At 66.2% G+C, this 14,998-nt stretch carries 14 protein-coding genes; 7 read left to right on the top strand and 7 right to left on the bottom strand.

Features of this window, described 5'->3' with window-relative positions; genetic code table 11:
- Nucleotides 1–296: 296 nt before the first annotated feature.
- From O1Q03_RS09815 to O1Q03_RS09795, 5 genes are all read right to left on the bottom strand, one after another.
- On the bottom strand, nt 297–1,292 hold the full coding sequence (locus O1Q03_RS09815; RefSeq protein ID WP_269503072.1) for a DapH/DapD/GlmU-related protein: 996 nt from the start codon (nt 1,290–1,292) through the stop codon (nt 297–299).
- Nucleotides 1,293–1,560: 268 nt separating this feature from the next.
- Nucleotides 1,561–3,009, bottom strand: a complete 1,449-nt coding sequence (locus tag O1Q03_RS09810) for an MFS transporter (protein ID WP_269503070.1) — start codon at nt 3,007–3,009, stop codon at nt 1,561–1,563.
- Between the two features lie 47 nt (nt 3,010–3,056).
- Nucleotides 3,057–4,085 carry a cyclase family protein gene (locus tag O1Q03_RS09805; protein ID WP_269503069.1) on the bottom strand — a complete coding sequence of 343 codons (1,029 nt, stop codon included), beginning with the start codon at nt 4,083–4,085 and terminating at the stop codon, nt 3,057–3,059.
- 56 nt (nt 4,086–4,141) lie between these two features.
- Nucleotides 4,142–5,419, bottom strand: a complete 1,278-nt coding sequence (locus O1Q03_RS09800) for a CaiB/BaiF CoA transferase family protein (protein ID WP_269503068.1) — start codon at nt 5,417–5,419, stop codon at nt 4,142–4,144.
- A gap of 17 nt (nt 5,420–5,436) precedes the next feature.
- On the bottom strand, nt 5,437–6,186 hold the full coding sequence (locus tag O1Q03_RS09795; protein ID WP_269503067.1) for an IclR family transcriptional regulator: 750 nt from the start codon (nt 6,184–6,186) through the stop codon (nt 5,437–5,439).
- Between the two features lie 227 nt (nt 6,187–6,413).
- On the opposite strand from O1Q03_RS09795, the gene O1Q03_RS09790 reads away from it, so the two are divergent.
- The 3 genes from O1Q03_RS09790 to O1Q03_RS09780 all read left to right on the top strand — a co-directional run bounded on the left by O1Q03_RS09790 (nt 6,414) and on the right by O1Q03_RS09780 (nt 10,035).
- A complete protein-coding gene (locus O1Q03_RS09790; protein WP_269503066.1) occupies nt 6,414–7,307 on the top strand; it encodes an HpcH/HpaI aldolase/citrate lyase family protein in 894 nt (297 codons plus the stop codon).
- Nucleotides 7,308–7,406: 99 nt separating this feature from the next.
- Nucleotides 7,407–8,486 carry a porin gene (locus O1Q03_RS09785; RefSeq protein WP_269503065.1) on the top strand — a complete coding sequence of 360 codons (1,080 nt, stop codon included), beginning with the start codon at nt 7,407–7,409 and terminating at the stop codon, nt 8,484–8,486.
- A 61-nt stretch (nt 8,487–8,547) separates the two neighbouring features.
- Nucleotides 8,548–10,035 carry an MmgE/PrpD family protein gene (locus tag O1Q03_RS09780; RefSeq protein ID WP_269503064.1) on the top strand — a complete coding sequence of 496 codons (1,488 nt, stop codon included), beginning with the start codon at nt 8,548–8,550 and terminating at the stop codon, nt 10,033–10,035.
- 88 nt (nt 10,036–10,123) lie between these two features.
- Here O1Q03_RS09780 and O1Q03_RS09775 read toward each other — a convergent pair whose 3' ends face one another.
- Nucleotides 10,124–11,161 (bottom strand): GlxA family transcriptional regulator, encoded by a 1,038-nt coding sequence (locus O1Q03_RS09775; protein WP_269503063.1) that lies wholly within the window; start codon nt 11,159–11,161, stop codon nt 10,124–10,126.
- A 104-nt stretch (nt 11,162–11,265) separates the two neighbouring features.
- On the opposite strand from O1Q03_RS09775, the gene O1Q03_RS09770 reads away from it, so the two are divergent.
- The 3 genes from O1Q03_RS09770 to O1Q03_RS09760 are packed head-to-tail and all read left to right on the top strand — an operon-like array spanning nt 11,266 to nt 12,951.
- Nucleotides 11,266–11,793, top strand: a complete 528-nt coding sequence (locus tag O1Q03_RS09770) for a tautomerase family protein (protein ID WP_269503062.1) — start codon at nt 11,266–11,268, stop codon at nt 11,791–11,793.
- 5 nt (nt 11,794–11,798) lie between these two features.
- On the top strand, nt 11,799–12,275 hold the full coding sequence (locus O1Q03_RS09765; RefSeq protein ID WP_269503061.1) for a hypothetical protein: 477 nt from the start codon (nt 11,799–11,801) through the stop codon (nt 12,273–12,275).
- A 43-nt stretch (nt 12,276–12,318) separates the two neighbouring features.
- The gene (locus O1Q03_RS09760; RefSeq protein WP_269503059.1) at nt 12,319–12,951 is read left to right on the top strand and encodes an alpha/beta fold hydrolase; all 633 of its coding nucleotides are present in this window, start codon (nt 12,319–12,321) and stop codon (nt 12,949–12,951) included.
- A gap of 190 nt (nt 12,952–13,141) precedes the next feature.
- On the opposite strand, the gene O1Q03_RS09755 is transcribed toward O1Q03_RS09760, so the two are convergent.
- Nucleotides 13,142–14,059 carry a LysR family transcriptional regulator gene (locus O1Q03_RS09755; RefSeq protein WP_269503058.1) on the bottom strand — a complete coding sequence of 306 codons (918 nt, stop codon included), beginning with the start codon at nt 14,057–14,059 and terminating at the stop codon, nt 13,142–13,144.
- Nucleotides 14,060–14,200: 141 nt separating this feature from the next.
- Between O1Q03_RS09755 and O1Q03_RS09750 the strand changes: the two genes are divergently transcribed.
- Nucleotides 14,201–14,965 (top strand): SDR family NAD(P)-dependent oxidoreductase, encoded by a 765-nt coding sequence (locus tag O1Q03_RS09750; protein WP_269503057.1) that lies wholly within the window; start codon nt 14,201–14,203, stop codon nt 14,963–14,965.
- Nucleotides 14,966–14,998: the final 33 nt, after the last annotated feature.

The following is a 14,998-nucleotide window of genomic DNA, read 5'->3' as shown; positions in this document are numbered from 1 at the left end:
ACTCGGCCTTCGAGCGGGACGAGCATGCGATTGCTCTGCGCGAAAGCTGTCAACTCCGCCTGCCGTACCGAAACCCGCCGCGCCCAAGTCGTCGACATGCCGGAAGATGCTACATAGGGAGCGAGTCGACCGCAATGGCCATTGCGTCTTGGAAGCGGTCGTCGCAGCGGTGGAGGCGCGAATGACGGCAGTGGGTCGGGAAGCGACGCCCACGGAAATCCACGAAGAACCATTTTCTTGGATAGCCCAATGCGAAGAGCCGCACACCCGCGCGATCGTCGCGCGACCAGCGCTACCTAGTCATTGCTATGCAAGTTCGTATTCAGCCCGCCCCACCGGGAAGAATCGGTGGGCAGCACTTCGACCGCACCCGTCTGGCTGTTTCGGCGAAACAGCAAGCCGGACTGCCCCGACAACTGGCGCGCCGCCACGACGCGCCCGTCGGGCATCTTCACCTTCGTACCGGCCGTCACGTAAAGGCCTGCTTCGACAATACACTCGTCACCGAGTGAAATGCCTATGCCGGCGTTCGCACCGAGCAGGCTGCGCTCCCCGATCGAATTGCGGGTTTTACCGCCGCCGGACAGCGTTCCCATGATCGATGAACCTGCGCCGACGTCCGAATTCTTGCCGACCGTCACACCGGGCGTCACCCGGCCTTCGACCATCGACGGGCCGAGCGTGCCCGCGTTGAAGTTGACGAAACCTTCGTGCATCACGGTCGTGCCGCTTGCCAGGTGCGCGCCCAGCCTCACGCGATCGGCATCGGCGATGCGCACGCCTTCGGGCACCACGTAATCCGACATCCGCGGAAATTTGTCGACGGACGGTACGGTCAGGTGATGATATTCGGACGCGACCCGATCCCGCAGATCCTCGACGCTGCCGGGAAACACCGGGCCCGCGGACGTCCACGCGACATTGGGCAACAGTCCGAAGATGCCATCGAGATTGATTTCATTCGGCTTGACCGATCTTTCGGAGAGCAGGTGTAGCCGCAGGTACGCATCCTCCGTCGAAACGGGTGGGGTATCGAGCGAGTCGATCGTCACTTCAACGAAATCGCCGGAAATGAGCCCGACCTTTTCGGCGAGGCAGCTACGCTTCTTTCCGCTTCCGTCTGCTGGAAACCAGACGTCGATCGTTTTGCCCGAATCAGTATCACGGTACCGGTGGCCGGTTCGCACGATAGCCATCGAAATGTCCTCTATTCGAAACACGAAGGTTGAACTGGAAACATCCGCTGAGCGCTCATACTCGGCGCCCATCGCTCGCCCATCATAGTCGAACATGTGCGCGACACCGACTGCCCGCGTATGACGAATCGCTGCGCCGACCGCCGGTCAAGCTCCGCAACCGGTAAGCAGTCGCTACTCGCGCACGTCGGCAGCATGCGCATAAACGGCGACCGGCGCTCGCGTGGAATCGTCCGCAGCCGGCTATCGACACATCATGGCCACTCCCGCATTTCGTGAGACATGGTCCTGGTCATTGAGTATGGGCGGGCTTACCGTATCTCCCTCGCGGCGCGCAGCCTGATCGAACCGCCGCCCTCCTCGCCTACCGCTGCCTCGCGCGCACCGCCGACCCGCGATACACATCCGCTGCACCCACCTGCGGGCCATCCGCCGCCGCGATCTCATCGAGCGAGCGATGATTGGTGCGCGGCCCGAACACGCCGATCGACAGCACCACGACCACCATGCTGGCGCCGATCAGCACGAACACGCCCGGCGCTCCCACATGCTCGAGGATCAGCGCGACGACATAGCTGCTCGCCACACCGGTCAACCGCCCGAACGAATGCACGAAGCCGAGCGCGCGGCTGCGGATCGCGGTCGGAAAGACTTCCGCCTGATAGGCGGTGGCATTGCTCGCGAGCGTCGTGTTGCAGAACGTGATCAGGATTCCGAAGCCAATCACCGCCGCGGCCGACGACGACAGCGCGAACGCCGTGCCGAACAGCGCGACGCCGATCGCGGCCGCGACGATCAGCCACTTCCGCTCGATACGATCGGCCATCGCGCCGGCGACGAACGGCGACACCGGATACGCGAATGCAATCACGAACGCATACAGCAGGCTCTTCGTCACGGGTGTGCCCTGCGCGGCCAGCAGGCTCGGCAGCCACTGGCTGAAGCCGAAGAAGCCGATGCTCAGGCACGCGTTGAACGCGATCAACGTCAGCGTCCTGCCGCGATAACGCGCATCCCACATCGACGCCGCACGCGCGTTCGCCGCTTCGATCGTCACGACCGGCGGCACGTCGGGCAACGGCTGGCCGTGATCGCGCGCGACGCGCGCCTCGATGGTCTGCAACACCGATTCGGCTTCGTCCGTGCGGCCGCGCATCGCGAGCCAGCGCGGCGACTCGGGTAGCCACGATTGCAGCCACCAGACGATCACCGCGCCGCTGCCGCCCGCGAGTATGATCCAGCGCCAGCCTGAGATGCCGAACGGCGCGCGCGGCATCAGCAACCACGACGCGAGTGCGAGCACCGGCATCGCGAGATAGCCGATCGCGAAGCACACGGCGAACGCGCGGCCGCGCATGCCCTTCGGCACGAGCTCCGTGAGGAACGCACCGATCGCGATCAGCTCGGCACCCACGCCGATGCCGGCGATCAGCCGACACAGGTGAATGCCCGCCGCGGTGTTCTGCGCGCACATCGCGAGGCTCGCCGCCGTATAGAGCAGCAGCGCCCCGGTGAAGACGGTGCGCCGGCCAAAACGGTCGGCCAACGGCGCAACGCCGATTTCGCCGATGAAGAGGCCGATGAACGTGGCCGCGCCGAGCGTCGCCTGATCGGACAGGCCGAACAGGCCCTTCGCGCCGACGTGGAAGATGCCGTCGCGAACGAGGCCGGCCGGCAGGTAGGTCATCTGAAACAGATCGTAGACCTCGAAGAATCCGCCGACGCTCAGCATCAGCACGAGGCCCCAGATGGTGGCCGTCGGCGGCAAACGGTCGATGCGCGCCGTCACGGCAAGCGCGTATGGATTGGACATGCTGTCTCCGCAAAGAATGGAATGTCGAGCCAGGCCAACAGGCCGGCTCAGACCGTGGCGACCGGATTGACCGGCGAGCCGACGAGGCCGCGCAGATGCAGCGGCGGCGCGGTCAGCAGGAAGCGGCTGCGGCCGTGCGCGCGCAGCCAGTCGGCGAGCGGCGTCAGGTGCCACAGCTCGCCGAGATGGATGCCGAGCTTGAACAGGCAGAGTTCGTGCAACGGCATCAGCGGCCCGCGCACCGCGCGCGGGCCCGGTTGCTGCGGGCGCGCTTCGACCGCATGGTTGTCAGCCACGAGCGCCGCGAGCCCGGACACGTCGATCCACTCGAGCAATTGCGGATCGTCTCCGTCGAGCACGCAGCAGGCGCGCTGCACGTCCGTTCGCTCGGCCGTCGGCGTCGCCGCTTCGGCGAGCAGCAGCTGCGCAAAGCCGGTATGCAGGCAAACGATGTCGCCGCGCTCGACCACGACGCCGTCGGCCTCCATCACCGACATCAGATCCGCGTAGCCGACCTTGCGGCGCGCATCGCCGAAATGATGGCGCAAGTCGATCATCACGCCACGCCCCTGCACGCCGCACGACGCCATGTGCTCGATCCCGAGCGCGTGCGCACCGCCCACTTGCGCACCGGCCTCCGGCACGCGCACGTGCTCGCCCATCCGGTAGCCGTTGTAGAACACGGCCTCCGCTTCGCCGTCGCCGTCCGCGTCGAACAGCGCGCCGACGTGCGACAGCGCATCCCATTGCGTCGAGAACTGCGAGTGCATGCAGAACGCGTCGTCGCAGACGACGTCGGTTGCAAGCGCAACCTGCTCGTCGGCGCGGTAGCCGAAGTACGGCCGCTCGTGCAGCAGCGCGGGCATGATCGCGGGCGGACGCCGCCGCGCGTTGAGGCCGCCGCCGCGCGGCACGTCGAGCGGCAGGCTGAGCGAAAACACCCGCCCTTCGCGTACTTCGCGCACGCCCTCGAGCGTCTTCTGCGGCGTCAGCCAGTTGAGGCGGCCCTTCTGGTCGTCGGCGCCGAAATCTCCCCAGTTCGAGCCGGGCGGCCGCTGTGTCCAGCGTGGCTTCATGTCGAATGTCTCCTTGCTTTTAGTTGTCGCGGATCGCGCGGGCGCGGCGTTCGCCGTCATCCGTGGCAGATCACCCCGCGTTCGGCCAGACGCGCGAACGCGTGCTCGCCGAGCAACGGGGCGAGGATCTCGCGATTGTGTTCGCCGAGCCGCGGCGCAGGCCGCCGGAACGTGCCGGGCGTATGCGAAAAACGCGGCGCGATGTTGTGCATCGGCAGCGAGCCGACATCGTCATCGGGCAGATTCACGAGGGCCTCGCGCTCTATCACATAGTGGTCCTGAACGATTTGGCTAACATCATGGATCGGGCCGGCCGTGACACCCGTTTCCTCGAAGAACGCGAGATTCTCGGCGAGATCGCGCGCGGCGATGAATTCGCCGACGATCTCGTCGAGCGCCTGCGCATGCTGCACGCGCAACACGTTGGTGCGATAGCGCGGGTCGTCCACCAGATCGGGCCGGCCGATCGCGCGGAACAGTCGTTCCGCCATCGTCTGCGTCGAACTCGACAGGCACAGCCACTTGTCGTCGCGGGTGCGATACGCGTTGCGCGGCGCCGTGTTGGTCGAACGGCTGCCGGTGCGCGGCTTGATCGTGCCGGTCAGTGCATAGTTGGCCGCGGACGGCCCAAGAATCGAAAGCAGCGGCTCGAACAACGACACGTCGATGACCTGGCCCGGCGCATCGTTGGCATCGCGCGCCCACAGCGCCACCATCACGGCGATCGCGCCGGAAAGGCCTGCCGTCATGTCGCCGAGGAACATCGGCGGCAGCACCGGTTCGCGATCGGCAAAGCCGTTGATGGCCGCAAAGCCGGCGTAGCCTTCCGCGAGCGTGCCGAAGCCCGGCTTGTGACGGTACGGGCCGGTCTGCCCCCAGCCGGAAATGCGGGCGATCACGAGCTTCGGGCGTGCCGCCAGCAGCACGTCGGGGCCGAGGCCCATCTGTTCGAGCACGCCCGGCTTGAAGCTCTCGATGAAGACGTCCGCGTCGCGCACGAGCGCAAGGACGATCTCGATGCCTTCGGGCGTGCGCAGATCGACGCACACGCTGCGCTTGTTGCGCGCGTATACCTTCCAGTTCGTGCTGATGCCGCCGGCGCCGACCGCACGCAGCGTATCTCCCTGCTCCGGCTCGACCTTGATCACGTCGGCGCCGAAATCCGCGAGCTGCACGCTCAACATGTTGCCGGCCATCAGGCGCGACAGGTCGATCACGCGTACGCCCGCCAGCGGCCCCTGCGCGCCGGCGTCGAACTGATGGTCGTGAAGCGGACCGATGCGCGCCGCCTGGCGCGCGGCTTCGGTGCCGGATTGTGCTGCGGGTTCGAACATTCCTGCCTCCTCGTCAATTATTCGTGCAACTCGCCCTGCGGGCTGATCGTCGCGGGCACGGCGCCCGCCGCCGGCAGATCGCCGCCCAGCGTATGCGTGAGCTCGCTCGCCGCGGCCTGCACGCGCGGCAGGTAGTCGGCGAGCACCTTCTTGTTGAAGCGGTAGCGCGGCACGCCCAACGAAATCGCGCCGGCGACCGAGCGGCCCACGCCGAACACCGGACACGCGATCGCCGCGCTCTCCGGATCGCGTTCCGCGATCGACACCGCATAGCCTTGCTCGGCGGCCTTGTCGTAATCGCCGCCGCGCGTGCCCGAGAACGCGAGCAGGACGCGCCCGGCCGCGCCGACGTCGAGCGGGAAGCGGTCGCCTTCGCGCACATTGGTGTGCACGGCACGCTGCGCATACGCGCGGTACAGGCACACGCGCTCGTCGCCGTCGCGGACATAGAACGCGGCCGTCTCGCCGGTTTCCGCGGACAGTCGCGTCAGCAGCGGAACGGCGTGCTCGCGCAGCTGGAACGATTCGCGATACATCATGCCGAGGTGGAACGTCGCGGGCCCGAGCACGTAGCGGCCGTCGGGCATGCGCTTGACGAACTGGAACATTTCGAGCGATTCGAACAGCCGCAGCAACGTGCTCATGTTGAGCCCCGTCGCCTCGCTCACCTGCGCGAGCATCAATCCGTTCGGCGCATCGCCGAACGCCAGCAGCGCCGTCAGCGCGCGGTTGACGGCGGACACGCCGCCATCTGCCTGAGCATTCATACCTACCTCGCAAAGAGAAACAGCGGGCGACCGATACGGCAGGACACCCACCAAAAACAAAAGTCACTTTCATTTTTGTCGATCACTCGCTTCGTGTCAACAAGGATCGTCGACGCTATTGCGCTTCGCCGTTGTCGAGACCCATATATTTCAAGGGTAAACATCGATCTTGACGAGTCCAGCTGGCCAGCATAAAAATGAAAGCGACTTTCATTTTACGGAAAACGATGAAAACCACTCTCCAGAACGAACCGGTGTGGCGATCGCTGCTGTACGTGCCGGCCCATGTTCCGCGCTTCGTCGAAAAAGCGGCCGGATGCGGCGCCGACGCGCTGCTGCTGGATCTCGAGGACAGCGTGCCGGCCGACCGGAAGGATCTCGCCCGCAGCGCGCTGGCTGCCGCCGTGCCGACGCTGAAGAACGCCGGGAACGACGTGCTCGTGCGCGTGAACGGTCCGTTGCAACTGCTGGTGCCCGACCTGCGGGCGGCCGTTGCCGCCGGGGCGAATGCCGTCGCGATACCGAAGGTGCTCGGCGCGTCGCACGTCGAGGCCATCGACGCGCTGCTCGGTGAACTGGAAAACGAATACGGCGTCGCGCATCGCACCACCCGCGTGATCGCGATGATCGAGACCCCTGCCGCTTTCGAGGCGCGCGCCCGCATTGCGCGCGCGTCGGCACGCGTCGTGGCGATGATGCTCGGCGGCGGCGATTTCGCGCTGCACTGCGAAAGCGACGCGAGCCCGGAAGTGCTCAACCTCCCGAAGCAGTTGCTGGTGATCGCCGCGCGCGCGGCGGGCGTGCTACCGCTCGGCCTCGTCGGCACGCCGGACGCGCTCGACGATCTCGACGCGTTCGAACACATGGCGCGCCGCTCGAAGGCGATGGGCTTCGCGGGCGCGACCTGCATCCATCCCGCGCAGGTGCCGCGCCTGAACCGCGCATTCGCGCCGTCCCACGACGACGTGCAGGCGGCGCGGGCACTGATCGATGCGTACGAGTCAGCACGCGCCGAAGGACGCGGCGCGCTGCGCGTCGACGGAAAAATGATCGACGCGCCAGTCGTCGAGCGTGCACGGCGCGTGCTGGCCGTGCACCGCGACGTAGCGTCGCGCGGCTGACCCAGCAGACCCACCGGCGCACGTCGCGCAACGTGGCGCCGATCAGCTTCATCGATTCGCACGACTAACACAACAACAGCTGTAGCCAGGAGACAGGCAATGAAAGGAAAACTGCTCGCGATGTGCGGGCTCGGGATGGCATCCGCCGCCGCGAACGCCCAGAGCAGCCTGACGCTGTACGGCGTCGCGGACGTCTATATGGAATACCTGACGCATCAGCAGGCGGCGGCGCCCGGCGGTTCCGCGCCGCTCGTGCGGATGGGTTCGGGCGGCAAGAGCGGCTCGCGGTGGGGGCTGAAGGGTGCGGAGGATCTCGGCGGCGGCTGGCAGGCCGTGTTCCGGCTGGAAAGCTCGATCAACATCAACAACGGGTCCGGCTCGGCTTCGGGCGGCTTCGACCGCTCCGCATGGGTCGGGCTGCAGCACGACACCTGGGGCACGCTGCGCGTCGGCCGCCAGTACACGACGCTCTTCGACGTCATGGAGCACTACTCGCCCACCATCGCATACTCGACGATCTACGAGCCTGCCGGTGCGATCGTCGGCGTGAACTTCCGCGAAAACAACATGGCGAAGTACCGCGTCGCGTTCGGGCCGGTCGCGGTGCAGGCGCACTACGCGTTCGGCGGCACGCCGGGCGCGTTCCGCAGCGGCGCGGCGTCGGGCATCGGCATCGAGTACACCGGCGCGGCGCTGTCGCTCGCCGCCGCGTACGACAACGTCAACGGCACGCTACCCGCCGACTACACACACTTCCGACGCTATGCGGCGTCCGCCATTTACACCTTCGGCACCGCGCAGTTCATCGCGGGGCTCGTCCATGCGAACGGCAATGTCACCACGCCCGGCGTCGTCACGCGCTTCAATTTCTACTGGCTCGGCACGCGCTACCAGATCACGCCGGTGCTGCAGGTCATCGGCGCGTTCTATTACGAAGACCTCGGCAAGCTGAACCCCGCGCAGGGCCAGGCAGCCCCGGACCCCGCCAATCCGAAGCAGATCACCGTGCAGTTCAACTATGCGGTGTCGAAGTCGACCACGCTTTATCTGACCAGCGGCTACGCATGGCGCGCCGCGCTCGACTTCGACAACTACAACTACCACTTTCTCAACTATTCGCTCGCCGCCAATCGCGGCGGCTCGCTCGGCCTCGCGATCGGCATGCGCAAGGCGTTCTAGCGCGAGCCGGCATTCGTCTTGTCCTTCCGTTATCCCGCTCAATTCCCGGAGTATTTTCAGCATGAACCGACGCCACTTCCTGTCGACCTTCGCAGGCGCCGCCGCAGCGGCCGCCCTGCCCGGCCTCGCGCACGCGCAAACGGCGCCAGCGACCGCGGCCGCCCCGACGCCAGCCGGCTCGCCCGACACGCTTGCCGGCCAGCTCGCCGACTACGCCGCGTCGCTTCGCTACGCGGACCTCGACGCGGCCACCATCGAGACCGTCAAGTCGCACTGCCTCGATGCGCTCGGCTGCGCGATCGCCGCTCACGACGAAGGCCCGGTCCGCATCGCGAGACAGGTCGCGCTCGCGGCCACCGGCGGGCCGTCGACGATCATCGGCACCACGCGCCGCACGAGCGCCGACCTTGCGGCCTTCGCGAACGGCGCCGCACTGCGCTACTTCGACCTGAACGACGCCTATGCCGGCAAGGAGACCGGGCATCCGAGCGACAACGTCGCGCCGTGTCTCGCGGTGGCCGAGGCACAGCGCAGCAGCGGCCGCGACCTGATACTCGCGATCGCGCTCGCGTACGAGATCAACTGCCGGTTGATGGATGCGGCCGCCATCAGCCCGCGCGGCTGGGATCACACGTGCTACACCCTGCCGGCGGTCGCGCTCGCCGGCGGCAAGCTGATGGGGCTGACACGGCCGCAGCTCGTGCAGGCCGTCAATCTCGCGCTCGACGGCCACGTGGCGCTCAACCAGACACGGATCCAGGAACTGTCGAACTGGAAAGCGCTCGCCGACGCGGATGCCGCACGCAACGCGATCTTCGCGACGATGCTCGCGCGCGACGGCTTGACGGGGCCGTCACCGATCTTCGAAGGCAACGCCGGATTCTTCCGGCAGGTGTCGGGCACATTCGCGCTCGACCCCGCCGGCTTCGGCGGACGCGGCGGGCGCTTTCGCATCAACGACTGCATCGTGAAGTACTACCCGGCGCAGGGGCTCACGCAGACGGCCATCCCCGCGGCCATCGACGTCGCAGCGAAGATCGGCGACGTGTCGCGCATCCGCAGCATCGAGGTCGCGACGACGCGCGTCGGTTACGTCACCGCCGGCAAGGACCGGCAGAAGTGGGCGCCGGAGACGAGCGAGACCGCCGATCACAGCCTGCCGTACATCGTCGCGCGCGCGATGATCGATGGCGACATCACGACCGTGAGCTACACGCCGGCGGCGTTGCGCGACCCGAAGCTGCGCGCGTTGATCGAACGGATCACGGTCGTCGAGGCGCCGGAGTTGACCGCGCGCTACCCGCAATACGCGCCGAACCGCGTGACTGCCGTGACCGACGACGGCCGCCGTTTCTCGAGGGAGATCGACGACCTGCCGGGCTTCCCGCGTCACCCGATGACGCGCACGGATTTCGAAACCAAGTTCGGCAAATGCGTGCGCGGCTACTGGAGCTCGGCACAGACGCGCCGCGTCACGGACTGGCTGTGGGATCTCGACGAACAACCCGACGTGTCGAAGCTGCCCGCGCTGATGGCGATTCCGGCCTGAACAGTGGCTTCGTCTCGGGGCGGAGTCCGTCGCTCGAGTCGACAGTGAGGCCTCTGATAACTGACAATTTGCGGGCAGCCGCGATGCGTCAACCACGTCGATCGCCTGGCTCGGCTTCGGTGCGCTTCGCCGCCGCACGCGCAAACTGCAGCTGATATTCGCTCGGCGACAGCCCCGTCTTGCGCTTGAACAACTGCCGGAACGTGCTCACATCGCCATACCCCACGCGCTGACTCACGTCTTCGAGCCCGATCGGCCGCGTTTCCAGCAGACGCTTCGCCACCTCGACCCTCAGATTCTGCAGATACGTCAACGGCGCGAGCCCGACGGCTTCCTTGAACCGACGATTGAGCGTGCGTTCGCTGACGGCCAGCGATGCCGCCAGATCGCCGAGCCGGAATCCTTGCTGCAAGGTCGCTTCCATCCGCTGCTGGGCGGGCGCGACGAGCGTATCGGTATGGCCGTGTTCGTCGACAAGCGTGGCAAAGGACGCCTGCGAGGTCCGGTTCATGTCGATCAATAGCGCCTTTGCGGTCATCGTCGCAAGCGCTTCACCGGCGCATGCCTCGACGAGGTGCACGGCGAGATTCAGATAGGACGTCACGGAGCCGCCCGAGATGATTCCGTCTTGCGCGAGCAGCAGTTCGCTCGCGCGGACCTCCACACGCGGATAGCGGCGCGCGAAATCCGCCGCTCTGGCCCAGTGCGTCGTCGCAGCGCGGCCATCCAGCAGGCCTGCCTCGGCAAGCAGATAGTTGGCTGTGCAATAGGCGGCGAGCATCGCGCCTGCCTTGCGTTGGCGTCTGAGCGCGGAAGTCAGTTCATTCAACTGCTCGCGACGTCCGATGAACGCGTCGATCTGCGAAAAGAACGGCGCCGTCAGCAGCACCGCATCCGCGCGTTTGCGCGGGTCGATCTTGCCGTCGACAGGAATGATCTGACCTGACGCCGCCTTGACGGGCAGCCCGTCAAGCGACTCCACGCGCCATACGAACATCGGCGCGGATGGCGTGCCCGGCGCCGCCCTGCGCGCATGGAACTGGTTCGCGGCACTGAATACGTCCACCGGGCCCGCGACGCCGGACGCGAGAATGCCGTCGTAGACCCAGATGCGGATGATTGCCATGGCATGTCCGAATTTCCTCGAATAGTGGCGATGCTGCCACTTTCTGGCGTGCGAGTAAACCGCGACGATGGCGACATCCAATCAACTGAAAACAGGAGTACGCCATGCCGATGATCGACGCCATGTGGCCCGAACACGCATTGACACCCGACGGTGAGGCGCGCCTCGTCAGGGAGCTGACCGACATCCTGATCCGGGCGGAAGGGTACGATCCCGCGAACCCGCTGGTTCAGCGCGTCACCGTGGTTCACCTGCACCGACCGGCCGCGATCTACATCGGCGGCGAGCGTGCCGATACGGTGCGCTACCGGATCATTCCTTCGGTGCCCGAAGGACAATACACCGACGAATCGCGCCGCTCGCTCGTCAGAAACGTCACGGATGCCGTGGCGCGCGCGGAAAACCGCCCGTTCGACGATGTCGCGCCGCGCGTGTGGGTTTTCCCGACCGAAATACCGGACGGCGCGTGGGGCACCCGCGGCGCGATCTGGACGCTGCCCGATATCCACGCGCTGCTCGCGGGCGAAGCCGAGCGTGGCGCCGGCGTCGAGCGTCTTGCGCGGCGGCGCCGGCAGAAAGCGCGCATTGCGCTGGCAGCCGCGCTCGATGCAGCGAATGCGGGCAAGGAGTAACCAGCATGAAATTCAATGACACGGCCCTCGCGATGACGCCCGCTGACGCTCCGCCGCTGTGGCTCGCGACCCTCGCCGACAACGCGACGCTGGAAGCCACCGTGCTGAAGCGCCCGATCGACGGGCGAGCCGACATTCTCTCCGTGATCAAGCATGCGGTCTCGCTCTACGAATTCCAGCAGCATGCGTACAAGGGCATGGTCGGAAGCCATCTTTATCTGGAATCCTATCGGTCAAGCATCCGGGGCGTGCCGATCGAGACCGTCGTCGTCGCTCACATGAATGATCAGGGCCAGACGGATCCCGTCGTCATCAATCACCGTCCGCTCGATGCAGCGCTGCTGTTCTCGGCATCGATGCGCGAGCGCGTCGATGAGCGCTTCCGCGCTTTCTATCTGTCGGAATCGGAAGCCGCCGCGCTGCACACGGCATCCGTGCCACCGGCCCGCCCGGCGTCGCATGATGACACGCCCTCTTCTTGAATTGACGACAGCCTTCTTGCTGCTCGCTACCGCAGGAGTCTCCATGGCCCATTCAGCACCGATGCCAACCACGCCCACCACGAAGATACTGGCGATTGGCACCTTTCCGCCGGGTACGGACATGCAACGCGTCCAAACCATTCTTCCGATCGAAGCGCGCGAGACGGCCCAGCTGTATCTCGAGGGCAAGATCGAGCAGTGGTATTCGCTGCAAGACCGCGCCGGGGTGGCGTTCATCCTGAACGTGACCGACGTCGGCGAGGCCCATGAAATGCTGGACGCATTGCCGTTGGGACAGGCGCACCTGATGACGTTCTCGCTACTGCCGATCGGCCCACTGAAGCCATTGAGCAAATTCACGGATGATATGGCGCAAGGGTGGGACGGCGACGTGACGGCGGCGGATGCATTCTTCCACTACTACGCGCGTTTCACGCGAGACCAGGATTACTTCGAAGCCAATATGGCGCAGCTGAAAGTCCCCGTGAAGGTCGTGTGGGGCGAGAAGGATATCTACATCAAGAAGGAAATGGGCATCGAGTACGCGAACCGTAACGGTATGAAGATCTCGATCCTGTCGGGGCTCGGCCACTTTCCGCATCTGCAGGCGCCTGACCAGACGGTGAGCGAGGTGCGGGCCGCGTTCCGCGCGGCGGACGATTGCGGGACCAAATAGAGCGCGCCGTCGCGGCAGATCCGTGGGCTGCTTCGACGATGATCGACGCCCACGAAATCGACCTGAGATGCGCGGTGCGCGGCATGCGCATGACCGCACAAGCCGCGCCCTTGCACGGGAAGCCGATGTGCAACACGTTCGGAACGACACATCTGCCCGGCGAACCGATGGCGGACTCGCGGCCGACCGGTCACTTCGGCCATCGCCACGACGGATCGGACAGGTGTTCGGCGAAGTAGTCGGACAGTGCAGCCACCTTCGCCGGACGTGCGCGCGCGGACGGCGTGACGAAATAGAGGCCGCCGTTCGTCAGCGACCAGTCGGTCAGGATCGTTTCAAGACGGCCATCGGCGAGGTATTCGCCGGCGATGAACTCGGGCAGTTCGGCGATCGCCAGCCCCGCGAGCAGCGTCGGCAGCAACGCATCGGCATTCGTCACGCGCAGCGGACCGTTCGGCATGACGGGCTCCTCGTCGCCCGCGTCGTTCGTGAAGCGCCACACATCGCTATGCGCACGAAACGCGTACGACAGGCACGGCCGCTCCGCCAGCTCGCGCGGATGCGCGGGCCGCCCTTCGCGCTTCAGATAGTCCGGCGACGCCACCACGTATTGCGTGACCGCGCACAACCGCCGCGCGACCAGCGATGAATCCGGCAACGCGGCGATCCGCAATGCCGCATCGAAACCGTCCGCGATCAGGTCGACGGAAGTATCCGACAGATGCAGGTCGATCGACACCTCCGGATACGCATGAAAGAAACCCGGCAGCAGCGGTGCGACCCAACGCAACCCGAACGACATCGGCACGGCGACGCGCACGAGCCCGCGCGGTTGCACGGCCATCTCGCGCGCGGTGTTTTCGGCTTCTTCAGCGTGGCGGTACACCTCGCCGGCCTTTTCACAGATCGTCCTGCCGAATTCGGTGAGCGCGAGTTGCCGCGAAGTCCGGTTGAACAGCCTGCCGCCGAGGCGGTCTTCCAGGCGCGCGACGCCGCGCGAAACCGTCGCCACGGACACGCCCATCGTGCGCGCCGCGGCCGCGAACGAGCCCTCCTCGGCAACCTTCGCGAACATCGCGAGCCCTTCGAAGTCAGGCAGCTTGGCCATTTCCCCTCATCTTTTCATTTTTGCAACGTTTGATTGCGATCAATTCTATTTCGAAAAGAAGGCTGCGTCGATATTCTCCTTACATCGCAGCACGCGACACCGAACACCGTCATCCACGTACCGAACCAAAGGAGCAACACCATGGCACGCAAGCTCGACAACAAGATCGCACTCGTCACCGGCGCAACCAGCGGCATCGGCCTCGCCACCGCACAGCGCTTCGCCGCCGAGGGCGCACACGTGTACATCACCGGCCGCCGTCAGGCCGAACTCGCTGCCGCGGTCGACGCGATCCGCGCAGCGGGCGGCAACGCGACGGGCGTGCGCGTCGACTCCACGAAGCTTGACGAACTCGACGCGCTGTATGCGCAGATCAACGAAGAACAGGGGCGCCTCGACGTGCTGTTCGCGAACGCCGGCGGCGGGTCGATGCTGCCGTTCGGCAGCATCACGGAAGCGCACTTCGACGACACCTTCAACCGCAACGTGAAAGCCGTGCTGTTCACGGTGCAAAAGGCGCTGCCGCTGCTCGCCGACGGCGCATCGGTGATCCTCGCCGGCTCGACGGCCGGCAGCGCGGGCACCGCGGCATTCAGCGTGTATTCGGCTTCGAAGGCGGCGGTGCGCGCGTTTGCACGCAGCTGGATTCTCGATCTGAAGGAACGCCGCATCCGCGTGAACACCATCAGCCCGGGCGCGACCCGCACGCCGGGCCTGCTCGACCTCGCCGGTCAGGACGATGCGCAACGGCAAGGTCTCGCCGATTACCTGGCTTCGCTGATCCCGATGGGGCGCCTCGGCGAGCCGGAGGAGATCGCAGGGGCGGCGCTGTTCCTCGCGTCGGACGACGCGAGCTTCGTGAACGGGATCGAACTGTTCGTCGACGGCGGCCAGCAGCAGATCTGAACGCAGCGCGACGCATGCCGGGCGCGGAGGCGG

The organism is Burkholderia sp. IMCC1007, from assembly GCF_027257875.1.
In the GTDB taxonomy this organism is placed as follows: Bacteria; Pseudomonadota; Gammaproteobacteria; order Burkholderiales; family Burkholderiaceae; genus Burkholderia.
The sequence above is the reverse complement of the archived record's forward strand: the minus strand, read 5'-3'. Positions and strand labels throughout refer to the sequence as shown.